This window comes from Aquiflexum lacus, assembly GCF_015476655.1.
In the GTDB taxonomy this organism is placed as follows: Bacteria; Bacteroidota; Bacteroidia; order Cytophagales; family Cyclobacteriaceae; genus Aquiflexum; species Aquiflexum lacus.
This window is the reverse complement of the sequence record NZ_JABFHF010000024.1, coordinates 1-26,081: the sequence shown is the minus strand read 5'-3', so window position 1 is coordinate 26,081 and position 26,081 is coordinate 1. Positions and strand designations below refer to the sequence as shown.

General features: G+C 39.6%; 21 protein-coding genes. 18 read left to right on the top strand and 3 right to left on the bottom strand.

Going from position 1 to position 26,081, the window contains the following annotated elements:
• Positions 1–204 precede the first annotated feature (204 nt).
• The 4 genes from HMJ38_RS18620 (at position 205) to HMJ38_RS18605 (ending at position 7,553) form a co-directional block, all read left to right on the top strand.
• Entirely contained in the window at positions 205–2,127 is a 1,923-nt protein-coding gene (locus HMJ38_RS18620; protein WP_194975943.1) for a sensor histidine kinase, read from the top strand.
• A 466-nt stretch (positions 2,128–2,593) separates the two neighbouring features.
• Positions 2,594–4,069, top strand: coding sequence for an amidohydrolase family protein (locus HMJ38_RS18615; protein ID WP_194975942.1), 1,476 nt, complete (start codon positions 2,594–2,596; stop codon positions 4,067–4,069).
• A gap of 90 nt (positions 4,070–4,159) precedes the next feature.
• Positions 4,160–5,383, top strand: coding sequence for a DUF418 domain-containing protein (locus HMJ38_RS18610; protein WP_194975941.1), 1,224 nt, complete (start codon positions 4,160–4,162; stop codon positions 5,381–5,383).
• A gap of 1 nt (position 5,384) precedes the next feature.
• On the top strand, positions 5,385–7,553 hold the full coding sequence (locus tag HMJ38_RS18605; RefSeq protein ID WP_194975940.1) for a molybdopterin-dependent oxidoreductase: 2,169 nt from the start codon (positions 5,385–5,387) through the stop codon (positions 7,551–7,553).
• Between the two features lie 212 nt (positions 7,554–7,765).
• On the opposite strand, the gene HMJ38_RS18600 is transcribed toward HMJ38_RS18605, so the two are convergent.
• The 3 genes from HMJ38_RS18600 to HMJ38_RS18590 form a co-directional block, all read right to left on the bottom strand.
• Positions 7,766–8,179 carry a hypothetical protein gene (locus HMJ38_RS18600; protein WP_194975939.1) on the bottom strand — a complete coding sequence of 138 codons (414 nt, stop codon included), beginning with the start codon at positions 8,177–8,179 and terminating at the stop codon, positions 7,766–7,768.
• A 49-nt stretch (positions 8,180–8,228) separates the two neighbouring features.
• Entirely contained in the window at positions 8,229–9,710 is a 1,482-nt protein-coding gene (locus HMJ38_RS18595; RefSeq protein ID WP_194975938.1) for a Fic family protein, read from the bottom strand.
• Positions 9,711–9,951: 241 nt separating this feature from the next.
• Positions 9,952–11,943 (bottom strand): sensor histidine kinase, encoded by a 1,992-nt coding sequence (locus HMJ38_RS18590; RefSeq protein WP_228780142.1) that lies wholly within the window; start codon positions 11,941–11,943, stop codon positions 9,952–9,954.
• A gap of 370 nt (positions 11,944–12,313) precedes the next feature.
• Here HMJ38_RS18590 and HMJ38_RS18585 point away from each other — a divergent pair, with 370 nt between their 5' ends.
• The 14 genes from HMJ38_RS18585 to HMJ38_RS18520 all read left to right on the top strand — a co-directional run bounded on the left by HMJ38_RS18585 (position 12,314) and on the right by HMJ38_RS18520 (position 26,039).
• Positions 12,314–13,252, top strand: coding sequence for an NAD-dependent epimerase/dehydratase family protein (locus HMJ38_RS18585; RefSeq protein WP_194975937.1), 939 nt, complete (start codon positions 12,314–12,316; stop codon positions 13,250–13,252).
• A 5-nt stretch (positions 13,253–13,257) separates the two neighbouring features.
• Positions 13,258–13,926, top strand: a complete 669-nt coding sequence (locus HMJ38_RS18580; RefSeq protein WP_194975936.1) for a DinB family protein — start codon at positions 13,258–13,260, stop codon at positions 13,924–13,926.
• Positions 13,927–14,122: 196 nt separating this feature from the next.
• Positions 14,123–15,307, top strand: coding sequence for an alpha-hydroxy acid oxidase (locus tag HMJ38_RS18575; protein ID WP_194975935.1), 1,185 nt, complete (start codon positions 14,123–14,125; stop codon positions 15,305–15,307).
• A gap of 189 nt (positions 15,308–15,496) precedes the next feature.
• Entirely contained in the window at positions 15,497–15,976 is a 480-nt protein-coding gene (locus tag HMJ38_RS18570) for a nuclear transport factor 2 family protein (RefSeq protein ID WP_194975934.1), read from the top strand.
• Positions 15,977–15,987: 11 nt separating this feature from the next.
• Positions 15,988–16,476, top strand: coding sequence for an ester cyclase (locus tag HMJ38_RS18565; RefSeq protein ID WP_228780141.1), 489 nt, complete (start codon positions 15,988–15,990; stop codon positions 16,474–16,476).
• A gap of 27 nt (positions 16,477–16,503) precedes the next feature.
• Positions 16,504–17,277, top strand: coding sequence for a hypothetical protein (locus HMJ38_RS18560; RefSeq protein WP_194975932.1), 774 nt, complete (start codon positions 16,504–16,506; stop codon positions 17,275–17,277).
• 359 nt (positions 17,278–17,636) lie between these two features.
• On the top strand, positions 17,637–18,971 hold the full coding sequence (locus HMJ38_RS18555; protein WP_194975931.1) for a YfcC family protein: 1,335 nt from the start codon (positions 17,637–17,639) through the stop codon (positions 18,969–18,971).
• Positions 18,972–19,000: 29 nt separating this feature from the next.
• On the top strand, positions 19,001–19,918 hold the full coding sequence (locus HMJ38_RS18550; RefSeq protein ID WP_194975930.1) for an alpha/beta fold hydrolase: 918 nt from the start codon (positions 19,001–19,003) through the stop codon (positions 19,916–19,918).
• Positions 19,919–19,964: 46 nt separating this feature from the next.
• Positions 19,965–20,858: an alpha/beta hydrolase gene (locus tag HMJ38_RS18545; RefSeq protein ID WP_194975929.1), complete on the top strand. Its 894-nt coding sequence runs from the start codon at positions 19,965–19,967 to the stop codon at positions 20,856–20,858.
• A 131-nt stretch (positions 20,859–20,989) separates the two neighbouring features.
• Positions 20,990–21,745 (top strand): SDR family NAD(P)-dependent oxidoreductase, encoded by a 756-nt coding sequence (locus HMJ38_RS18540; protein WP_194975928.1) that lies wholly within the window; start codon positions 20,990–20,992, stop codon positions 21,743–21,745.
• 112 nt (positions 21,746–21,857) lie between these two features.
• Positions 21,858–22,241 (top strand): hypothetical protein, encoded by a 384-nt coding sequence (locus HMJ38_RS18535; protein WP_194975927.1) that lies wholly within the window; start codon positions 21,858–21,860, stop codon positions 22,239–22,241.
• Positions 22,242–22,954: 713 nt separating this feature from the next.
• A complete protein-coding gene (locus tag HMJ38_RS18530) occupies positions 22,955–23,581 on the top strand; it encodes a hypothetical protein (RefSeq protein WP_194975926.1) in 627 nt (208 codons plus the stop codon).
• 81 nt (positions 23,582–23,662) lie between these two features.
• A complete protein-coding gene (locus tag HMJ38_RS18525) occupies positions 23,663–24,184 on the top strand; it encodes a hypothetical protein (RefSeq protein WP_157370083.1) in 522 nt (173 codons plus the stop codon).
• 22 nt (positions 24,185–24,206) lie between these two features.
• Positions 24,207–26,039: an alpha/beta hydrolase domain-containing protein gene (locus HMJ38_RS18520; protein ID WP_194975925.1), complete on the top strand. Its 1,833-nt coding sequence runs from the start codon at positions 24,207–24,209 to the stop codon at positions 26,037–26,039.
• Positions 26,040–26,081: the final 42 nt, after the last annotated feature.

Below are 26,081 nucleotides of genomic sequence, written 5' to 3'. Positions count from 1 at the left end.
TTCATTAATTGGACTTCAAAGACAATTTCCAAAGATTAAAAAAAATGTGCATATTTAAAAAATTGGCTAATTGACTATTTTAGGGAATAAATGATAAAAACATATAAAAATATTATCCTCATCGCTATAATTACTCAATTTAAAATTAAGTTAATCCCCAATTAATTGCCCTGATACAAACAACTGATAACACCGTAAATCCAAATGAAAACCCCTTTATTTTTCATTCTTTTTCTCTTAATAACCAAAGTAGCTGCTCAAAGCATTTCAACTGAGGAAGTTATTACTTTAAGTAAAAAGTACCAGGAAAAGGCATTGTATTTTAGGGAAATGCCGCATTTTGACCGTGACAGTACTGTTTATTATTTTGACATGGCTGTTGACTTACTTCAAAACAATAAGCCGCTTCAATATGGACAATTGGCCGAGTTGTTCAGAGATATCACCGACAGGTCCAACCGCTCGCATAATTTTATTGTTGTAGATTCTATTGCGCCCATTGGCTGGTCGTATTATGAAAAAATCCCCGACGATCAAAAAGATAAAGTTTTGGGTTATGATTTATTGATCAATTGGGCTTTGATCAAAATAATAAGAGGCGAACCAAAACCGGGGCTTGAGCTTTTTGTAAAAGCATTGGATCTGCTTAAAGCTGATACCCGAACAGAGGTTCGACTCAAAATTTTGAAAGACAAGGGCAGGTTTTATTATCAATATGGTTTGCCTGAAGAAAAAGAAATAGGAATTCAATATTTAAAAGAGAGTATGATTGGCTATCAGAACTCCGATTATCCGGAAAAAAACGAAGCCCTCGTCATTGCTTACAAACTTCTCTCTTATCATTATGAAATTTCCAACCCTGATTCCACTGAATTTTATTTAAACCAATTAGACGCGCTGTTACCTCAAATCACCAATCCCTTTCACCATACCTGGCATTCTTACTCAATGGGAAACTACTTTGTTTTAAGAAAAAAGTACGAAGAGGCAGAATCCTACCTATTTAAAACCATACAACTATTAGAAAAGTATCACTTGACTACCATTGATGTTTATCAATTTGCGCATTCGCTTTTGGGTGATATTGCTGAGGTAGAAGGCCGAATTGATGAAGCAATTGCCTATTATGAAAAAGCCAAAAAATCCTCAATTGAGATAAATACCAAAGCAAATACAGCGAGCTTTATTGAAAAATTATCCAAATTGTATGCGCTCAAAGGCGATTACAAGAAGGCCCTGGCATATCATGTTGAATGGGCAGATACCAACGAAAGTATCGAATTGGAAAGAAACGAAAGAAGCCTGCGTGAGAGTGAGTTGGAGATGAATGTACTCAAACAGGATAAAGAGCTTCTTGCAAAACGGCAACAACAGACTATTTATATTGTTGCCCTACTACTTGGCACTGTTATGCTTGGACTTCTATATCGCAATTATAGAGTGGAACAAAAAAGCAACCAGAAATTGGCGGCTTTGAATGAAGAATTAGACCAAAAAAATGTGCTGCTAGATAAACGCAATGCGGAAAATGAATTGCTGTTAAAAGAAATCCACCACCGGGTAAAAAACAACCTTGAGATAGTCAGCAGTTTGTTGGCATTACAATCATCACAGATAGATGACCCCAACACCAAAGATGCGATGCAGGAAGGGCAGAACAGGGTGCAATCCATTGGCATCGTACATCAAAAACTCTATCAGGGCACTAACTTGGGTTCCATTGAAATGAGAGATTATTTTATCAACCTGGGTGAAAGTCTGATCGGATCTTTTGGTGCGGAAAAGCGGGTAACCCTTGAATGTGCCATGGATAACCTTGATGTGGATATTGACACAGCTGTTCCACTTGGGCTAATTGTGAATGAATTGCTGACAAATACGCTTAAATATGCCTTCCCTGAAGGACAGCAGGGCAAAGTTGAAATCACCCTTCAAAAGAATGGGGATGGCGTTCTTCAGTTACAGGTAAGCGACAATGGCGTAGGCAAAAGCGGACAGATCAAAGGCACCGGCTTTGGCGGTCAGTTGATCTCGCTGCTTACCCAACAATTAAACGGTAAAATGCAGGAAGAAGTGAAGAATGGTACACGGATATATTTTGATTTTAAAACTGAAGAAGCTGCATGATCATGTAATGGAATTATTTCTTTTTGAAGGCAGGCTTGATTACATAGGGTAAAATAATGGGTTAAGCCGCTGCCCTCTTTCAATTTCAATCCAAAATCTTTAACCCTTGAGGTAGGTAAAAAGAATCACTGACAATTATCAAAACTTGCAAAAATTGCAAGTTTTGATAATTTAACCTGTTTGCTTGACCAAGAGTAAAAATAGGAATTGCAGGAGATAATCTTTTTCATCCAAACAGACAGCTCCTGTGAAATAACCTACTCGTTGAATATTAGGTTCTAAACAGCTGAGATACAATCCATCTTCGGAAAGAAAACCTGTTCATTGGGGAAGAAATAGTAGCATTTCGTCCTAAGTCATCTATTTGCCACCATTGATTTTCCTATCTTACTTTAGTTTTCGGAACGAAGACTTTTATTAAACCCCCGCGAATCCGAACCCACAATAAATCTAACAAGGTAGAACCATGAGAAACATATTTTTAATCCTCTTCCTTACCCTGTCTTTAAATGCCTTAGGGCAATCGTCTATTCAATATGACATTGTATTGGCAGGAGGCCGGGTCATTGATCCAGAAACAAGACTGGATGCGATCAGAAATGTAGGTATCCAAAATGGCCGAATTGCCATGGTCAGTGCCGATCCTCTGGAGGGAAAAGAAACCCTCAATGTGAGCGGAATGGTAGTTTCTCCCGGATTTATCGACCTGCATGTGCACGGCGTAAGCAATGTGGAGCAGGAATACCAATTGCACGATGGGGTAACGACTGCCTTAGAACTCGAATGGGGAATAGAACATACCGGTGCATGGTATGCATCACGGCAGGACAAGGCATTGATCCATTATGGGGCGAGTGTTAACTGGCCATATGAGCGCTTGAGGGCCACCGGAAAGTATCAGGAAGGTGTGGAGGAGCTTTTGAATATGGTTCGTGCCAATGAGAGAGAAATTGCATCCTTTATTCACGTTGCTGCCCCTTCCTTTACGGAAGACCTTACAACTGAAGAAATGAACCAAACCCTCACCAATATCAAATCTTCTTTGGAGGAAGGAGGTATCGGAATAGGCGTGCCTATTGGGTACTTACCCGGCACAAAGCCCGCTGAGATGTATAGCGTCTTTGAAATGGCAGGTCAATTGGATGCCCTGATTTTTACACACAACCGCCAACCTAATATTTTGGCGACTCAGGAAGTAATCGCCAATGCCGTCCTGACCGGAGCGCCTTTACATATAGTTCACATCAATAGCATGTCGCTGGGGCAAATTGATTTTGCCTTGAACATGGTGAGTGCAGCTGCCCAAAAAGGCTTCGACATTACCACAGAATTATATCCTTATACCGCTGCCTCTACAGGCCTGATGATTGCCATGTTTGATGAAGGTTGGCAGGAAAGATTGGGTATTGATTATGGGGATTTGCAGTTGGTGGCTACTGGTGAGAGACTGACAAAAGAAACCTTTGCGAGAAATAGAAGAACCAATCAAGTAGTCATCATGCACATGATGCAACCCGAATGGATTGCAAGAGGTATTGCAGCGCCCGGTGTGATCATCGGATCAGATGGTATGCAATATAGTAAACTCGCCCATCCCCGTACCGCCGGGACTTTTTCCAGAGTTTTGGGAAAATATGTCAGAGAAGATCAGGTGCTGGACTTAAATACTGCTATCGAAAAGATGACCCTGCTTCCGGCAAAGCGTTTGGAAGGTATAGCTCCCATGATGCGGTTCAAGGGAAGGATACAGGTGGGTGCCGATGCAGACATCACCGTTTTTGATCCCAAGGCTGTAATTGATAAAGCGACCTTTAAAGGAGGGTTGGAGTTTTCGGAAGGAATTGAGTATGTATTGGTGAATGGAACCTTTGTTTTGAAAAATGGCAGGACCGTCTCCAATGTTTTCCCTGGGCAAGGAGTGTATGGGAAGTTTAAGAAGTAAGATCACAAGATATGGAATAATACAGTAGGGAACATTCCGGTTTTTTACTAATGATAATAAAATAATCATTTCATTTTAAGTCTAATCTTTATGAACCAAGTTGTAAAAAATCGGATCCATGCTGTTGATGCTTTGAGAGGCTTTGCCTTAGCCGGAATTGTGATTGCTCATGTATTGGAACAGTTCTTAGCTGGGTTCCCTACTGATGAAATGCGGGCTGTTATGTTTTCAGGACCTGTCGACTTCATAGTTGACACGGTTTCCTTTTGGATAATCAGGGGAAAGTTTTTTGCCCTGTTTTCGTTATTGTTTGGCCTTAGCTTTTTCATACAGATGGATAATGCTGAAAAAAGCGGTGTGAATTACAAAACCCGGTACCTGTGGCGTTTGTTGGTATTATTAGTAATCGGTGTTGCACATAATTCTTTCTATTCCGGGGACATCTTGGTGATTTATGTGCTTTTTGGATTTTTGCTTATCCCTTTTCACAGTACCAGCAATAAGGTTGTACTTGCCTTAGCTGTTATTCTATTTCTGGGTGGAGGTAGGTTTTTGTCCTATGGCATTTTTGGTAATGATTCCATCATAGCACTGAACATTGAAAATTTTGATGAAAAGTATATGGCGGCGATCACAGGTGGGACTTTATTGGATGTTTGGCGGGTCAATTTTATTGCACTGATTGGCAAATTCAATTTTCAAATGGGTGTATTCGGTCGAGGCTATCTGACATTTGCTTTTTTCCTGCTGGGTATGTGGATTGGCAGAACCCGACTTCTTGAAAATCTTCAATCCAACACCACAGTTCTTAAAAAAATAATCCAGTGGTCATTTGTGGGTACACTTGCCATGATTCCTCTTTTTTGGTACTTGTTTTCCCAAATGGAAAGTATATTTGATTTCACTTCATGGTGGTCCATGTTTGCCTTATCTGCTTACGATAATTTCAATTTTTTCTTTACCATATTCTTGGCTGCCGGGTTTGTTTACCTTTTTGAATTGCCAAAAATGCAAAAAACACTCGCCTGGTTAGCTCCTTATGGACGTATGGCACTGACAAATTATGTATTTCAATCCCTGATCGGCACATTCTTATTCTTTAATTGGGGCCTTGGGTACATGGGTCAATTGAGGAATATTGAACTTCTATTGATTGCCTTTCTGATCATTGGCGCACAAATGATCATAAGCTTTTACTGGATGAAAAAATTTAAATATGGCCCCATTGAATGGCTATGGCGATCACTCACCTATTTAAAGGTACAGCCATTTATAATTTCACAACCAATTCCGGTGGTGATCAAAGAAAATTAAAATGGAATCGAAAAAAAACAAAGGTATTGATCGCCGCGAATTTATTGGGATAAGTGCAAAAGGTGCTGCAGGAATTAGCCTGGCATCTCTCTCGGTTCTATCCGGTTGTTCGGATAGCGAGACAGCTAAAACAGTTTTTGGCGCCTGTTATCATGATTGTCCGGATCGTTGCAGTTGGACAGTAACTACAGTTAATAATCAAGTAACGGATTTTCAGGCAAGCAAAAACGATCCTTATACGGCGGGTAAGCTTTGCAACAAGATGGTCAGCTTTCCCAATGATGTCACTTTCCACCCTGACCGGATTTTATCACCCTTAAAAAGAAGTGGGCCAAAAGAAAGCGGTGAATTTGTGAAAATCAGTTGGGAACAGGCCATCCGTGAAGTTGCCGCTAAACTTAAAGTTATTATTGAGCAAAAGGGGGGAGAAGCAATCCTTCCCTATAGTTTTGGCGGAAATCAGGGAATGGTTCAGGGAGGAGCCATTTCCAGTAGATTTTTCGCTCATATAGGCGCCAGTCAATTAGAGAGAACAATATGTGGAGATGCTGCCGTGGAAGGTGTTTTGGCCACAAACGGTCAGACAACCGGCGTCCTGCCAGAAGATATTATTCACAGCAGATACATCATATTGTGGGGCACCAATCCTGTGCTTTCCAATCAACATTTATGGCCTTTTATCCAAGAGGCAAAAAACAATGGCGCAACAATCGTCACGGTAGATCCATTTCAGTCGAAAACTTCGGAGGAATCTGATTGGCATATTCAGCCGCGCCCGGGAACAGATACGGCCCTTGCATTAGGTTTGATGCATGTCATTTTAGCCGAGAATCTTCAGGATCAGGAATACATCAATAATTACACTTTGGGCATAGTGCAGTTGAAAGAACATGTGCAAAAATATGATCCGGAAACAGTTGCCCAAATCACCGGTCTGGAAAAGGAAACCATCATTGCGCTAGCCAAAGCATATGCCACAGCTTCGCCTTCACTGATTCGTGTGCTGATTGGGATGGAGCATCAGGTTAATGGGGCAAGTGCCTTTAGAGCAGTGGCGATGTTACCGGCATTGACCGGTGCATGGAGACATTTCGGAGGCGGGTTGATGCATATGACCTATGAACTATTTGGTGAGGCACTAAACTGGGAAAGTATCAACCTCCCTGGGGCACTTGCCGATCTAAAAACCCGGTCAGTCAATATGGTGGAATTGGGAAAGGCCTTGAATGACATGGAATTAAATCCAAGTATCGATGCCCTGTTTGTTTATAATTCGAATCCCGCAGTCACTACACCCAATCAAAATTTAGTCCGTAAAGGTCTGGAAAGAAATGACCTGCTCACTGTAGTTTCTGAACATTTTCTTACAGATACGGCCCGTTATGCTGATTATATATTTCCGGCCACGAGTGTTCTTGAAAATTGGGATATCCTCGATTCTTGGGGAACCCCCTATCTGAATATCAATGAACCTGCGATTGAACCGATAGGGGAATCAAAGCCCAATTCGGAACTGTTCAGATTACTGGCCCGGGAAATGGGATTCAAAGAAGCCTACTTCTACGAATCCGATATCGATATTGTAAAAAAGACCCTTGATAGCAATCATGAATATATGAAAGGCATTTCCTTTACGTCGCTAAGAAAAAGAGGCGGGCAAAAGCTAAACCTTCCTGCGAAGTGGATGCCCCATGCAGAAGGGAATTTCAAAACCAGCTCTGGAAAGTGCCATTTTTATGATCCTAACCTGGAACAAGCGCTTCCAGAGTATATTCCATTCAAATACAGTGATGAAGAAATGAAGCAATACCCTTTGCATTTATTGACCATCAAGACCCCTGAAAATTTCTTGAACAGTAGCCATGCTAACATAGATCATATCCTTGAAAAAGAGGGTAAATTTTATTTGGAAGTCAATCCGAAGGATGCTGCCATGCGGCAAATTGCCGATGGTGATGAGCTCAAGGTATTTAACCAAAGAGGTCGGGTGTACATAACAGCACGCATTAGCAATAAAGTACAGCAAGGAGTAGTCTGCATGCCACAAGGATTCTGGCCTTCACTGTTAAAAGGAGGGTCCTCCGCCAATGCTTTGACAAACCACTTGCTGACGGATATGGGCAGGGGTGGTGCTATTCAAGAAGCAAGGGTAGAAGTTGAGAAAGTGTAAATTGGAAATATCGCCCAAGTATGGAGCGCTTTTGAGATTAGAACAGATCGGGAAGTTCCAACCAATATACGGGGTTTAAATAGTATCCAGCTTCATTATGAAAATGGGAGGTGGTTTATCGATAGTTGGACCCTTCAGATGGAAACTATCAATAATTCATTGGTACAAGATTTTTTAAATGATAAATAATATTTTTGATTGATGGTCGGCAGCTAAAGGGCTGCGGGTATTCCCCAATGATCATAAAATAGTTTTCCCAGTTTGGCAGAAAACTCAAATCCTTCATTAGTCGCATTAAGGGGTTTGGAATCATCGACGTTGGTACATTTCAGGCCAATCACATACTCGCTATCCGGGGTAATGAAATAGGCCACGTCTCCACGGTATCCCGGGGTGAAACCCGCTTTGCCATACAATTCTATATTGATAATTTCTCCTGTGCTTAGATTTTTGGCATAAAGATGTGCCTCTCCCTTGAAGTCTTTAATCATTGCCGCCAATTCATTTTCTAAATTCAATTCCTGTATTTCTTCTGCCTTATTTATCCTTGAATTGCATGAAGAAAAAAGGGCTATAGATATAATTATCTTGAAGAAGTTGATGTTAAAAACATTTGAGTAATTCATAATGGAGGGTTATTTTAAATTTTTGTAAATAGGAGGTGGTTGAATTATTTTATGATGATATGATTTTCAAAATAGCTTTATCATGTTCTTTAAATGCATTACTTGCTTCCAAATGTTTTTCCATGGCATCCATATCTTCGCCATATAACGTTGCACTAAATTCCCATGCCCTTTCCATCATTCGGATAAATGCAGAAGGGTCATTTTGACGGGTAAGCCGTCTCAATGCTCCAACATAATCATCACGGTAAACTGTGGGAATTATAATTTTTGTTTGCCCGACTTTTGATAATTCTGAATTCATCATCACTCTTGCTATCCGCCCATTTCCATCCAAAAAAGGATGCACCTCACTCACTAAAAACATGATGTAAATGGCTTTGGCAAAGGGATGAGTCAATGCCTGATAATAGTCAAACCCCTTTGTGAGTGTGCCTTTTACCAAGGTGTGGTCGACAAAATGGGTTTCACCTGCCCTGTTGTTTTTATCTTTGAACTGCCCCGGTTTCTTGGATGTCCTTGCACTTAATAAAACTTGATGTCGGTATAAAAGTATTTCCAGCATTTGTTCTGGGTCTGACGGGGTGATACTCATTTCAGTTTTATTGCTCACCAATTTATACGTTCCCAACACATCATGCGAATCTTCATCACGGGTGGGCATTGGTGTTCCTGTTTCTATAATATGCCTTGCTTCCTCCACTTCAAACTCTGTCCCTTCTATGTAATTGGAAAAATAGGCTTCAAAAAAAGCAAAGTTTCGGAATGATCGGTTACTTGTATTTTTTTCCGGCTGATTAGTGAATTCCTGTTGCTTTAATGCAACAAACAATTTCTCAAATATGGGCAATCTTGCAGGATCGTAAGGATTGCCAAATGCCCTCGCAACTGCCATTGGAGATGACAATATTTTTGATGGATGTGTAGCAAGTAAAGCGCTGATGAGTTTGTTTAATTTTTCAAACTCACTTTTCATATCCAATTTGTCAGCTACCTCCTTTGCCTTATCTCTCAGATCATTTAATCCTTCCTCGCCATTTACCCTGATAATGCCTTCCAATCTTTCTTCTATTTCAGGCAGAGTAAGTGTTTTTGATTGTGGACCTATTTGGCGGCTTACTTGTAAGTTTTCCAATAATGCTCTTTCCGTTTGAGAAGCAAACAATTCACCGGAAAACCGATTATCCCCTTCAATAGCTGCATGACCTTCCATAAACCGAAGGATTATTCCCGGCAGGTTAATTTTTTTTGTGTAAGTGTAAGTAAGAAAAATGTGCCCTTCTGATGTGGGCTTAAATTCCAATGCCGACCTGTGACTGAGTAAAGCTCCGGGATATAATTTACCAAGTATGGCAAATAGGTTTCTTCTAATAATTGTTTCCGGGCTTTCTGTAAAATTAGGAGTGTAAATTCGCGGAGCTATTTTCCTCAATTTACCTGCTTTTTCCAGCTTGGAAATTTGTTTGCTTACCTGTGGTTCGCTGGAAGAAAAAACCACTTCCTGAAGATGTATTGGTAAAATATTTTCCATTAAATCAGTTGCTTGATATAAATTTGGAAAATATTTTCCATTAAAGGTTTATTTTTTTATAATATTTTCCAACATAATCAAATTTGGGTTTAGCAAATATTTTCCATTAAAACGGAAATTATTACGAAAAAGGAAATTATTTTCCAGTAAGCACATAATAATGGAAAATATTTTCCATTATAAATTACATAGTTCCCTGATTGAATTTTGGAAAAAACAAAAAATCCTAGCCGCTACATGCTTAAACCTGACCGCTACCCGCTATCTGCTTTTTGAAATTTATTAAAATCATAGTCCCCTTACTGACATCCTGCATCAATATTCCATCAATCTGACGGGTTAGCAGATCCACCAACTGGGTGCCAAAGCCCGTGCCTTTAGCTTTTTCATCCGAAGATTTACCCACTCCATTATCACTGATTTTAAGTTGTAAATTGTCTTCATTCACACTTTTCAAACTCAATTCAATATTCCCTTTTGCACCTTTGGGAAAAGCATATTTCAGTGCATTGGTAAGCAGCTCATTGACAATCAATCCTAATGGCACAGCCGTATCCACATCCATTTCAAGTTCCTTCATTTCAATATTGACCTTAATCCTGTCGGTTTCGTTGTAGGAATCCAAAATATTGATGCAGAGATTTTCGAAATAATTTTTCATTTCAATAAATGCCAAATGCTCGCTTTGGTAAAGCTTTTGGTGCAAGATTCCCATAGAGTGGACCCTGTTTTGGCTTGCCAACATAACCTCCTGCATGGTAGGGTCATCCATTTTTGCAGACTGCAGGGCAAGTAAACCCGACACCACTTCCAGGTTATTTTTTACCCGATGATGAATTTCCTTCAGCAATAGGACATTTTGATTGTTTTTTAATGAAAGCTCATTTTGGGTTTTGGTCAGGTCTCTGATTGTCGCATTTAATTGCTGAGTCCGTTCTTCCACTTCCTGCTCCATCGCAAGGAAAAGTCTTCCGTATTGATTGGTGATATAAATATAAATGCCCAAAGGATAACTGACATACAACAAAATCAGGTCAACATAATATAGGAACGTGCTCAGTGTGATGAGGTCAGCATTGACCATCCGATTGACCAATAAGAAAACTGAGGTACCTATGGCTCCAAATGTCACATAAAGCGCCCCTTTGTTATTTTCCTTGATGGCGATCCGCATGATGATGACCATCAAAATAATGACGGCAAGGATGATCGTCCCATCAAAAAGAATGAAATTGAAAACAGGAATAAAATAATTGGCGGTCCTCAAGAGTGCCAACCAAACCAGGTGCCTGGTCCAATAAAATTTCTGTATTCTAAAAAGTGAACTTAGAGAATAGGGTAAAAGCCCATAACCCAAAGCAAAAGCAGTGGAATTTAATATACTACTGAAAATGGGATTGGTAAAACCGTCAAGTTCAAAAAAGAGAAGTATATGGGCACAAATGGCTGCACATAGAAAGAAAAAGGTGATAAGCGTAATCACCAAATAAGGCTCTTCCTTTCGGAATTTGAAATATAAGAGCACGTGCAGTACCAAGAGGATAAATAGTACTGCGACTATTACCGACAAGGTGGCAAAGCTGTTGGGATATCGAAAATCTGAAAATTTTGCGCGGACTGCTGTGGAAAAGCCTATATCAAAACCCAGGTTTTCAGCAAAGTACCTGAATATTTTAAAGTTGTTTTTTGCCTGATGGTGTGAAAACCTGACTGCTAAGGTATGGACATCCTGAGGTTTAATTTTTAAGGGTCTGTCCGGTTCATAGTTGGGTGTATGGGTTTTTTCCAGTTGGCTATCGGTTGAAAAATTCCCATAAGTTTCCACAAGCTCCCCATCCAGATAAATTTCTGCTGCCCCCCAAGAGGAAAAATACAGCCTTTCAATGGCTTCCATGGTTTTTGGATCGGCCGTAAAGGTAATCCGCCACCAGCCAAATCCCGACCACAGACTATCCGGCATCTGATAGGCTTTTAAGCCAATGGGGTCTATCCTATACCAACTCGTGTCATCAAAATCAGGATTCGCCCATTCCGGATTGTCGCCAGGCTGATACCTCCAATTGTCTTTAAATTTTAACTCCAGCAAACCTTCCCTAAATAGGCTCGCATCTACGTGGGCTTTTTGGGCATAGGAATCTAAAGAGCTGAAATAGAATAAAATAAAGGCAGTGCCAATAAAGTATAGATATTTTGATATCGGGCTTTTAAAATGAATTTGGGGACAATTCAGCATACACCAAACATAAATTTAATTTTTGAAATTTCAGGTAAAAATGACCTTTTGGTCGTGAAAAATTAAAAATCCTCACTCGGAAAGTAATTCCGTTCATTGGGGAAGTATTTTACCCTTTTCGTCCTAAGCCGGGACGGTGGAAACTTTGGATTCATTAATTTATGGGATAATGGTCGTGGTTTGACTATTTGATGAAACCAAAACAGAAAATCATGAAAGATAAAGTCGCATTGATAACAGGTGCCAGCAGTGGCATAGGTAGAGCAACTGCACTTGCTTTTCACAGGATCAACCCTTCTCGCGGATGGTGGACTGACGCTCACTTTATAATAATTTCAATCTTTTAATCAATTCTAAATTAATAGCAATCATGAAAACAGTAGGCATTATCGGAGGTTCAGGCTTTATTGGAAGCTTTAACACTCAAAAATTTCTAAATGAAGGATACAAGGTAAAAGTATCTACCACAGACCTTTCCAAAAAAGAAAAGTATGAACATTTGCTCAGCCTCAAGAATGCTGAGAATCTGGAAATCGCTCAATTGGATGTGGAAAACAAACAGGAGCTTATGGATTTTTTGAAAGACTGTGACATTGTGATTCACGGAGGAACTCCCTTTCAATTGGATGTGAAAGACCTTCAGAAAGAACTGTTTGACCCGACCATCAAGGGTACCGAAAACTTCCTTGAAGCAGTTCTCAAAACTCCTGGGATTGAAAAAGTCGTGTTCATTGCATCTGTGGCAGCATACAACACCAACTTTCCATTTTTACCTGCAGGAAAAACTGAAGGTGAGCAAATTACTGAAGAAGATGCGCCATTTATGAGCGAAGAGGGCATTCCTTATGCCCAGGCAAAGTTTATCGCCAATCAGGCGGTCAATAAATTCATCGCAGACCACCCTGATCTAAGTTTTGAAATTACTTCTGTTTCACCGACGGGTGTAATGGGGAAATCTTTATCAAACAGACAGGATTCCACTTCAACGGGTATACAATTTCTGTTTAAAAATAAAATTGCCCCCAACCCATTCATACAAATGATCTATGATATGGATGTATTATGGGCATTGGTAGATGTAGAAGATGTTGCCGATGCTATTTTCAAAGCGGCCACAATCAAAAACATCCATGGAAAAAATTATCTCTTATCAGGGGAAAGTTACAGGGTCTCGGATGTGACATTAATGCTCAACAATCAAGCTCCAATAGGCAAGCCTGAAATTGTTTACAGTTCTGCTTTGGCAACAAAGGACTTGGGAATAGCATTTAAACCTGTCAGCATTCCTTTGAATAACTATTCTTCTTAAGAACAATGAAACAAAGAAACCTCAACACCCGCAGAGATTTCATGAAATCTGCTGCGGTTATAACCTCTGGTTCACTTGGTTTAACCATGTTGCCGCAATTTAGCACGGCTACACCTCCTCTACCATCCGAAAATCGGATCAATGTAATGGGACCCAGAGAAGGATTTTCACCTCAAATTGGGACCTTGGTTTCCATGATGGATTGGATGCGGATGGTAATATTGATGCCTGTGGAGGGGATGAGCGTTAAAGAGTTGGATTTTTTATTGGACGAAAACTCTAACTCCATAGGAGCGATGCTGCTCCATTTGGCCGCCACGGAGCGGTTTTATCAGATCCATACTTTCGAGGGAAAGGCATGGGGAGATTTTAGTAAGGAAGATTTAGATCGCTTTGATGTGGCGATGAACCTTGGTGACGAAGCCCGAAAAACCATCAAAGGCAATAATCTGGAGTACTACCTGAATATCATGACGGAAGTGCGGGAAAATACCATCAAGGAATTTGAGAAAAGGGATGATAGTTGGCTTATGGCGGTCGATGAGGAATGGCCTTGGGGTCCTACCAATAACTACTGCAAATGGTTCCATGTCTGCGAACATGAGTCCAACCACAACGGGCAATTCAAGTACATCAAAACCAGGCTACCAGGAGGGAAATTCAGTAAAGGGTAGGTGGAGATTGAAATTTAATATTTATAAAAACGACTTAACCGGCAAGCCAATTACCTATGCCATAATGAATATGGTATTGATAGGACTGTTAGCGGTAATACTCATGCCAGTTCAAATATTCACAACGACAAAATTCTTTTAAAATGAAAAAACTAAACCTTAACCTTATGTTTACCATTGCCGGGAGGACCAGAAAATGAAAAATGTAGACCCTTATCTAAAGGCCGAAATACAAAGACGCAAGTTTCTTGAGTGGATCGGATTATCCAGTTTGGCTTTGGCTTTACCGGCGATATCGCTTTCGGGATGCACATCAAGTCCGGACAAATCCGAGGAAATTCCGGACTTTAAAAATGTCTTTGACTTGGAGGAGATGTCCGGAAAAGTCATGGGAAAAGATGCCATAGATTACCTGAACGGAGGAGCTGACGACTCAAAAACCGTAAAAGCAAACGTTGAGGCCTATCAGAAAATTCAGATCAGAGCGCGCAGATTAATTGATGTCAGTACGATCTCCACAAAGGTTGAACTGTTTGGAAAAGTCTTGGATACTCCGATCATTTTAAGCCCTGTTGGATTTCAGAAATTTTTCCATCCTGAGGGTGAAATTGCTTCAGCGAAAGCATCGGTTAAGAAAAAACATCAGATGATTGTTTCTTCAGTTTCCAATTTTTCTGTGAATGAAATCGCAGCGCAATCCCAAGCCGATCTTTGGTTCCAACTTTATCCAACAACAGATAGAAAGGTCACCAAAAAACTCCTTGAACGGGCAGAAGAGGCAGGGTGTAAGGTCTGTGTATTGACTGTGGATACTCCTGTGATTGGAAACAGGGAAAGAGGTGGCACAACACTTACCAAACTTACAAATTCGAAAGAACTCAAAATGGGGAATTATGAAGGGATATTACCTGAAGGAACCGAGATTGATGACCCGGGATTGACTTGGGAAATCATAGCTTGGCTTAGGGTAAACTGTGACATGAAAATTGTGCTGAAAGGAATTGTTACCCGGGAGGACGCTGCGCTCGCCCTTGAGTATGGTGCAGACGGAATTATTGTCTCCAATCATGGGGGTAGGCAATTGGAAAGCCTTCGATCCACAATTGAATGTCTTCCTGAAATAGTGGAAGAGATTGATGGCAAGATACCGGTTTTGATAGACGGGGGCATAAGAAGAGGAACAGACATTTTTAAAGCTTTGGCTCTTGGAGCAACAGCGGTTTGTATAGGAAGGCCATTTTGCTGGGGGCTCGGGGCCTTGGGTCAAGAGGGAGTTGAAATAGCCCTGGACATTCTCAAGGGGGAGTTGGTCCGTGACATGCAACTTGCCGGCGCGGCCTCAATTGAAAAAATTACGAGGGATTTTGTAATTGGAATTTAATGCAAATTGAACTTGTCGGTTTAATGATATTTTTCAATCCCTTTTTCAGAAAAACTCTTTCGGGAAAGTAATCCTGTTCATTGGGGAAGAAAAAGATGCATTTCGTCCTAAGTTGACGTTCTGGCAACATTGATTTTCCTATATTACCATAGACAGGTATACCTATGTTTTATCCCTAACCTTCAACTTATGAGAAAGTCAACCCAATTCAATCATTTATTCCAGTTTATATTGGTTTTTATCACAGTCATATCCTTCAATATAAGCCTCTTCGGCCAAACCAAAAGCGATACTTTGCTAATCAAGGAAGCAGTATTCAATTATCTTGAAGGACTGCATGACAACGATGCTCCAAGAGTAGAAAAAGCCATGCATCCTGAATTGGCAAAAAGACTTATAACCAAGGACAATAAAGGAAATTACAAGTTGGATATCATGGGATGGTCGCACCTATTATTCAATATCAAAACCGTTGACTTTAAAACGATGTATAAAGCAGGTGTAAATCCTGAAGAGCCTTACCGGGTTGAAGTGATTTTTTATGACATATCCAACGATATCGCCACTGTCAAAGGCATACAGAACAAATTTGCTTTTTTTGATTACATACACTTAGGAAAAATCAACGGGGAATGGAAGATCATCAATATTTTATGGGCATGGGATTGAAAGATTTTAAAATGAAAAAATCACTCTGCTCAGTATTGGTTCTTACCGCCTGTATGTTTATAAACAGCTGCAATTCAAATAAACAAGAAATTGACCTGGACGCTAACCGGGATGTTGTGAAAAATTATCATAGTGTTTGGAGTGACGGACAGGTATCGGAATTGGATAAAATATTGGCACCCGATTTTGTCTGCCACTTTATAAACGGGATTGAGTGGAAAGGAATTGCAGGAGCAAAATATTCCATTTCAAGTCATAGAAAAATATTTCCGGACTGGAAAGAAGAAATAGTCGATATGGTAAGTGAAGGCGACAAAGTGGTAACAAGATATAAATCGACAGGTACCCATCAGGGAGCATTCGAAGGACTTGATTCTACCGGTATTAATATAACAATCTATGAAACTTCTATATACAGAATAGTTGATGGTAAAATAGCAGAGCAATGGGGTTTTCCCGATGCATTAAGTTTGAAAAATCAACTCTCAGGAAAAAAATAAAAAGGGTTTCGTTTTTGATCATTTAATATGAAAATTGCAAGGAAACATAGTAAACGAGATCATCTCTTTTTTTCGGCACTCACCATTTTGATTAGTGCAATTGGATTTGCTGGATTCTCTTTTACTTATTTCGGTCCTATTATTAGAAGTTCGTTTCCACCGTCCGGAATGGTCTTGCATCTGCATGGTTGGTCCTTTTTCCTTTGGTACCTATTGCTCCCATTTCAGGCAATATTGATTGCGGGGAGAAAAAATGCCATACATATATTATTGGGCCGCCTTAGTGTTATTTTAGTCTTATTGATGACCTTGACGGGCATTTTGGTACTTAGCGTACGTGTTGAAGATGCAATGCGCAACGGGGCACCAAAAATCTGGTTGCTTTACGGGCCTCTGGTACTTTCTAATCTGGTACTGTTCGTTATCTTCTATTCTGCAGGGATATACATGGCTATTAAGAACCGCCTTCAATCCCACAAGCGGTTGATCATTGTTGCCAGCTCAATTGGACTAGGGGCTGGTGTCTTTCGCTTAATAAATTTCCTGAGCGGCTTCCATCCTATGTCACTACCTGTAGGCGTGCTAAGTTGCAGTTTATTTATTGTCATTGGAATTATCTATGACTGGATTACACACAGGTTTGTGCATCCTGTGTACTGGGTAGGGATTGCTGTCATGCTTGTCGTGGAATTATCCTTGTTACCGCAAGTGAATGGAGAAATTGTTACCTGGATTAATGAAGGACTTGCAACTATTGGGGAGTACCTTAAAGATTTTTATCCGGCCGAACAAGCTGATTAGTTTTAGTACTATGCGGTAAGTTAATTTGAGTATCCTGCAACAATATAGAGACAAAATCTTTTGGAAATACAGTGATCAAAAATAGCGTAATTTAAAAATACTCACACCATAAAAACGACCACCAAAATCAAGTAAAAGTAAAGGGTCGGGAAGCACTAAATTGAAAATGATCAGCTTAAATAAACATTGATCATGGCAGATATTTTCTAGCCTCTATCCTACTCCCAATAATTTATAATTTTCCTTCGGACAGAAAACCATTTCCTTCGGACAGTAAATCAGGTGTTTCGTCCTTGATCGGTTTGATTTCAATTTAATGATCAGTTGATTAGAATATGTTTTTCAAGGATTTAAACTGAATGAATAAATTCCCAAACGCATTCGTCATCATACTTTCTGTAATACTATTTTCATGGGTCCTCACTTTTATCATTCCTAAAGGAAACTATGAGCGAGAACTTGACACGCTAAATAATCGAACCACTGTGGTACCCAATTCATATGAACCCATAGAAGCACCACAGCTCTCAGCTTTCAATGCGCTCCTTGCGATACCCAAGGGTATTGCCGGTCGAGCGGATTTAATTGTATTAATTCTACTGCTCGGGGGATGTTTCTATTTAATTGAAAAGACAGGAGCGCTCAATCAGGGTTTAAATCAACTCATCACACTGCTGAAGGGAAAAGAGGTATTCGCCCTAACCATTATCATATTATTGTTCTTGACTGCCGGATTTACCATTGGATTACAAGAAGAAATCATAGCATTGACCCCTATTTTACTATTGTTTGGACGGACCCTTGGCTACAATGCATCAACAATTGTAATAGCCAGCTATGGGTCAGCTGTTGTGGGTGCTGCCTTCAGCCCATTTAATCCTTTTGGAGTGTTGATCGCACAAAAAGAAGCAGAGCTCGAATTATTATCAGGCGTAGAGTACAGGTTAGTATTTCTGCTTATTGCTGTTATAGCTTGGACGTTATTCATCGTTCGGATTGCGAGCAAAAATCGTGTGGAGAAAGCTAAACTGGAATTGGATATTGAAGGATTAGCGGCCAAAAACAAAATAATTTTGGCATTACTTGCACTCACCTTTAGTGTCGTTACCTATGGATTGATAGTGCTAAGCTGGGGTTTTATTGAAATGTCTGCATGCTTTTTTGGTTTAGGTTTATCATGTGGATTTATTGCAGGTTTTGGTTTCAATAAGACTACTGAGATCTATATTGACGGTTTTAAAGAAATGATTTTTGCTTGTATAGTTATTGGTCTTGCAAATGGTATTTCTATTATAATGAGTGAGGGATTCATTGTTGACACTATTGTATTTGGACTTTTTTCTCCTTTACAAAATGTACCTCCTTCCATTTCTGGGGTCCTTATGATGATATCTCAAGCCATTCTTCATTTTCCAATACCCAGCTACTCCGGACAGGCTATTCTGACGATGCCTATTTTAACACCCCTAGCAGATTTGATAGGACTTTCGAGGCAGGTGTGTGTTCTAGCCTATCAGTATGGTGCTATTATGATGGATGTAATTATGCCCACAAATGGATCTTTAATGGCTGTATTAGCCCTTGCAGGAATTAAATACAATCATTGGATCAAGTGTATCATAAAACCCACCCTATTGATCTTGGGAATTGCGGCTATTGCAATTTTAATAGCAGTACAAATTGGATATGAATGAAGCTATTGTTGTACTTAATTTAAACCAAAATGAAAAATATACTCAAATGGGTTAAAAGAATTTTCATCACCATCTTAAGTCTAATTGTAGTTATCATGATTGGACTTTATACTACTTTTTTCTTTTGGAAAAAGGATCTCGTTAAGAATTTGCCTCAGGATTCACAAGTTATAAGTACTGACAAAGGAGATATAGAATATAGATTATTGGGCAATTCTGACCGTTATATGCTTATGATTCATGGGTCTCCAGGCAGTGTTCACGTTTCTGAAGGTGAATCATTTGTTGACGAAGGGCTTAGTGTATTGGGAGTCTCTAGACCTGGCTATTATCAAACGCCATTATCTTCTGGAGGAACCCCAAAAGAAGAAGCTGCACTTTATAAAAGCTTATTGGATAAACTGAAAATAAATGCTGTCTATGTCAATGGAATATCAGGTGGTGGCCCCGTAAGTATTCAATTTGCGATAGACTATCCCGATAGAGTCGCCGGACTGATATTACGTGCAGCTGTTTCTGAAAAAATTTCGGAACCAACAGATAACGAGGGTCTTTTAAGCTCATTTTTTCAAACTGAATTTGGCACATGGTTAGGAATTCAAATTGCTAAAACTCAAATGGCAGAGGATGGAAAAGCGAAGATAAACTGGTTTGTCGAACGAGGCTTTTTTCCATTCACTTCTATTGAAGATGGGTTGGATAACGACAACAATGAATTTATAAATTTAAAAGATCTGGAGTTAGAGAAAATAATATCGCCAACAATCCTATTTCATGGAGATAAAGATAATAATGTTCCCTTTTCACATTCTCAGAATGCTGCTAAAAGAATACCAAATTCAACTTTTTTTGAAATGAAAGGAAAAGATCATTATGCTTTTTTTACTTCGTACAGTGACACGATCAATACTGAAATTATGCAATTTATCAATAGACAAAAGGAATAGGGATATTTAACCCGAAATATAATTAGAGCAAAGAACCATTACAGCAATGAAAATAACCACATCATACCTGATCCTTATAATTTCAATAATTCTCTCCTCCTGCTCCAAAAAACTGACATCCACGCTAGACCTGTCCGTCGCAGAAAAGGAAGAAGTTTACAAAGTATTAAAAGACGTTTCCTACGGTTCAGATGCAGAACAGGTGATGGACGTTTACCTTTCTCAAAATGCTACATCCTTTGGTAAACTGAATTACACTATTGTCTTCCTTCATGGAGGAGCTTACTATCTGAGCGACAAAAGTCAGGAGGAAAGGTACATTGAACCTTACCTGAGGAAAGGTCTGAATGTAGTCAATCTGAATTACAGGTTGAAAAGAGGGATTCCATTGGCCACAAGCGACCTTACCAATGCCCTGAATTTTCTTAAAGCCAACAATGCTGACTTTGGATTGAATTTGGACAATGTGATTGTGACTGGCTTTTCTGCGGGGGCGCAAATTGCCACGAATGTAGGTTTAAGACAAGATAACCCATCCTTTCCGGATAAATTGAATACAGGAATAAGCATTAAGGGGATCATAAACTTCTCTGGCCCTGTAGATGGCTTAGATGTTATAGAAAAAATATTCGTAGATCACGAATACGAGCTATTTAGTAAAGCCGGTAAAGCGCTCTTCCCCTCAGAAGGCTACACCAGCAATGAGGTATTATCTGTTTATGCACCAGTTAGCTACTTTGATGCCGATGACCCTCCTATTTTCCTTTGGCATGGTGGCCTGGATGACCAAATCCCACCTGCGACTTTCGAGCAGTTTGTTTCCCTGATGAGGAAGGTGAAAGATACCAGGATGTTTATTCCTAACGGAAAGCATAGTCCTACAGAGGAAGAACTAGCCACTGCTTATGTGGAAATATTTAAGTTTTTGGAAGGCTTATAAAGTAAATCCAATACCTGCCGGATTGCACAAATATCCTTGATAAATCATGAAATATCAGACAAAATAAGAACCCCAGAAATGATATAAAATTTCAAAATTTCAACTAATTGAATAACTAAAAAACAAAAACCATGGATTTACAACTCAAAGGAAAAAACGCCATCGTCACGGGTGGCAGCAAAGGCATAGGGAAAAGCATAGCTTTAAATCTTGCTGAAGAAGGCGTCAACGTAGCCATTTGCGCTCGCGGTGAAGACGCCTTAAAAAAGACAGAGAAAGAACTAATTGAAAAAGGCGTAAAGGTGATTGCACTCACCTGTGATGTCGGAAATACCCAACAATTAGATACATTTCTTGACGAAGTAAAAAAGCAATTTGGAACTGTAGATATTTTAGTCAATAATGTTTCAGCATTAAGTTTGGGAGATGATTTCAGCGACTGGGAAACATCCATCAATGTAGATTTATTAGGAAGTGTGCGAGGCACAAGGAAAGTGATCCCTTGGATGCTTGAGGCGGGCAGTGGAAATATTTTGTTCATTTCATCAGGTTCAGGACTTGAAGCGGGTTCGCCTCCTGCCTATGCCGCGGCAAAAGCTGCACTAATTAGCTATTCTAAAACAATGGCTATTCAATTGGCACCAAAAAATATCAGAGTTAATACGCTCGCTCCAGGTTCAGTAGAGTTTCCCGATGGACTTTGGGAATTAACCAAAACACAAAATCCACCTTTATACGAATGGGCACTCAATGCGATTCCTTCCGGAAAACTGGGAACTCCGGACGAAATTGGCAAGGTAGCGACATTCATTGTATCACCTTGTGCCAGTTGGGTTGTTGGAGCATGCCTGGTTGTAGATGGCGGACAACATAAAGCAAATTTATGAAAACAGTGACGAGATTTGAGTATGAAAGAAATATAAAGCTAAAACGAATTTAATATCGCAATTTTTAATGAATTATGAGCAAAAAATGATAATTGCGATATTTTGGTGAAAAGTGATACAATTTACCCCAAATATCTGCATTAAAGATGTTTCATTCGATTCGGAGTATCCAAATAAGCTTGATGAAGACATTACCATCACAGGAATCGTCAACTTTTCCGGTCCTGTGGATGGATTGGATGTGGTGGAAAGGATTTTTACTGAGCATGAAAATGAACAGTTTAGAGCCGTGGGCCGAGCGCTATTCCCAGCTGAGGATTATGAATCAAAAGAGAACATCGCCATCTACGAACCGATCACCTATTTTGATCAAAACGACCTACCCACTTTTCTCTGGCATGGAGGCTTGGATGATCAGATTCCGCCGGGGACTTTTGAAAAGTTCGTTCCCATGCTTCGGAAAAACAAAGACATTCTAATCTATATACCCCTTTGAGGACATAGCCCGACGAAGGAAGAATTGAAATATGCATATATTGAGATATTTAAATTCATGAATAATTTATAAAAGGGAAGAAAATTCTGGAAAATAAGACTAAATTGAAAGATGCTCGATTTTAAACCTACAGCGTTTTGTAATTAGACTGGCAAAAAATATGGCAAACCACCAATGATTAAATTTTTCAGGAGAATAAGGTAAAAATTACTAGAACAGGGAAACCTCAAAAGGTATCTGATTTATGCTATTGGAGAAATTCTATTGGTAATCATCGGTATTTTGATCAGAATCTTTCCTGGGCGATGATGTCCAAAGGTGAGAAATTAGGATTAAGTGCTTTGAAGCTAGAAGGGAGGGATAGAAGTATGGATAAGATCAGCGTAGCAAAGGATTTAGAATTTGAAAATTTTATTTTCAATCAAATCTGGTTTACCCAGAGAAAAATAAATGGGGCAAAAGAATTACTCACCTTAAATAATGAAATCTTAGACGAGATTCAGAAAGCAAGATAGGTAAACCATTCTACTGAAAACAAGTCATTCGTAGTTGCCTTACTTGTTTTGGGCATTCCCAACTTGCTTTTGATGTATGTTCCTTATACAGCATGGTGGCAATCCTTTGCGGAGGGAATAGTAAAAGCCATGAATTGAAAAAATGTATTGAAAATTGATAAACCCTGATTCGGCAATGATTACATAAAATTTCTAAAAATGGAAAAGGCATATAAAAATTTAGGGTACTTCTTCCTGCTTTTGGTTCCACTTGCCTTTTTGGGATTTTATAAAAGGTATTTAAGTCAATTTCCGGAATTTCAGGAGACCACAACCTACATTCATATACATACAGCAATTGCTTCAATTTGGCTTTTTATGCTGATCATTCAGCCCTTTTTGATAAGGAACAGGAAATATAAGCAGCACCGGATCGTTGGAAGGATTTCATATTTTGTTTTCCCCTTGCTCATTCTTTCATTTATTCCTGGAATCATGCGGATGGCAAGTTCTGGTAGCCCAAATTTATTTTTCCCTTTATCAGATGCCATCATGTTGATTATTTTGTATTCGTTGGCAATATATCATAGAAAGAATGTTGCAAAACATATGAGATATATGATTGGCATCGCATTGGTATTTCTTGACCCTACGCTGGGTAGAATAGGTGTGTTGCTTTTAAAGCTATCGGATAACGTAAATCAGAATGCGCTCTGTGTGCTGATATATCTGATACTGATTTCATTGATATTGCTGGATAGAAAGAATGAAAAGGATTACCAACCTTATTTATTGATTCTCTCATTATGGATAATCCATCAAATTACCTTCAATTTGATATTTTGACAACAAAAGAAAGAACAGCAACAAAGCAAAAAATGAAAACGAACCACCAACAACACATAAAATAACTAAAAAGAAATCGATATGAGAATCACTTCATTTCCAACACTTGCTTTAGCTCTTTTAATGCTATTTGCATGCAATCAAGGTAAGGATGCCGAAAATAAAATGGAAAAAAATGAAGGGTTAGAAATAGCCAAGAAGGAGCTACTGATTTCCACCGTAGAAACCTACATAAAAGGAATTAAGGAACGGGATTTTTCAATAATACCTTATGCTGAAAAGGTTACAATGCGCACTCCATTTACCAAAAATGGTACTAAAATTCAATTAAAAGGAAAGGAAGCATTGTTTAATGAATGGTGGAAACCACTTCTATTAACACCGAATGCAAAAGAAGTGGTCTTTAAAGTCACGGATTATTACTTTAATGAGTCATTAACAAGCATAGTTGTAGAAAGTGTCGTGACTGATTACAATGCTGAACCACCTGCTATCGTCTATGTTGCCGAACGATTTACCTTGAATGAAGCAGGTGAAATAATTGACCAAATCAATCATATCGATGTGCGTGATGTTTTGACGCCTGGATGGTCTGAAAAATAACGGATAATTTAAAGAAACAGCCATGACAACCCACTCAAATAGAATTTCATTTTCCCCGACCACTGTCAAAACCCACATTAAATTGGATAATATACTATCTAATCATAGGCCTTCTGTAGGACAATATGCAACTACGTTTTCCCGATTAATTTTAATGATGATGTTTGCCTTAGCAATGAAAACAGCTGAGGCTAAAGTAGTCCGGGTGGTGGTTGAGGAGCGTGTACTGTTGGCAAATGGACATTTCTTTGGCAATGTTGGCCAATATGAAAAAATAAGGGGTACAATCCATTATGAGGTTGACCCGGAAAATCCTGCAAGTGCAGCGATAGTCGATTTGGAATTTGCGCCAAAAAATGTTCGGGGAATGGTGGAGTTTTCCGGAGATTTTATGCTGCTAATACCTCTTGATATGAGCAAGGCAAATGGACGATTGGTTTATGAGGTCAATAACCGGGGGCGCATCTTTACTTTTACCAGTCTTAATGGAGGTCAATTAACCAATAACCCTCAAACATTAGAACAAGCCGGTGATGGGTTCCTATTACATCAAGGATACAGCCTTCTTTTCAGTGGTTGGAATTGGGATGTGACTGAGGGAGATGACAGGTTTCAATTTGAGGTGCCCTATGCTAAGGATGGAGAGCAAAGCATTAGGCAAAAAATAGCAGCAGAGATAGTTAATAATATGAGTTTGAAAGCTTTGCAAACAATGCCTTTGGCAAAGCAAAGCCGTGGTTATCCCTCAGCAAATTACCCGAATAATAACATGGATGTGCTGACTGTCAGAGATACTCCTGAAGGGAAGAGAACAATAATCCCAAATGATCAATGGAGTTACTCATCCCAAAAAGGCGATGAAATTTTTGCTGACTCCCTAAGTTTATATCTTAAAAATGGATTTCAACCGGGGGAAATTTATGAGCTGATCTATGAGGTTAAGAATCCAAAAGTTGCGGGGTTAGGTTTTGCCGCAGTAAGGGATATCTTATCCTTTTTTAAATATGAGTATGAGGATGCTTTCGGTTTTCACAATCCACTGATTGCTGAAACCGAACTCGGGAAAGAACCTGCCATCAAATACACTTATGTGTTCGGATACTCTCAGCCCGCTCGTTTCATTGCACATATGCTTATGCAGGGCTTCCACGTAGATGAAAAGGAAAGAATGGTGCTCGATGGTGCTCGGATTCACGTAGCTGGTGGTGGAAAAGGTGGCTTCAACTCCCGCTTTGTTCAGACATCGCACCACCCTCTTCATCTGGAAGGCAATTACATGCCGGCTGACTATCCGCCATTTAACTTTCTGGCCGAGGAAGACCCCGCATCAGGAGGGAACAATGACGTATTGGCGGTTGCCAAAAAACTGGGCAAGATGCCTAAAATCATTATTACCAACAACGCTACCGAATATTGGGGCCGTTCCGCTTCATTGATTCATACCACTTTAGATGGAAGCAAAGATGCCAGCATTCATGAAAATGTGAGAATCTTTTTAACCAACGGTGCTCCTCACGGACCAGCACAGAGAAGGCACGTGGACGTAGCAGAGCATGCAGTGAGTACCATCAATTCCGACGGAAGAGCAATCCTAATTATGCTGGATGAATGGGTATCAAAAGACATACAACCGGCAGACAGTAGATATCCCAGATTAGACCGTGGTGAATTAATCACCGCTGTTGAACATAAGCAGCAAATGCCCGTCATTCCTGGAATGCGGCATCCAGGCACAAACCTCCAGCCCCCCATATGCGATTATGGTCCTGATTTTTGGAGCGAAGGAATCATGATAAATGTGCCTCCCGTTATTACGGGGCATTATCCTACATTCGTGCCAGCGGTCGTGTACTGAAATAGGTTGACACAATTTAATTTAAAATTGTAAACCTATATA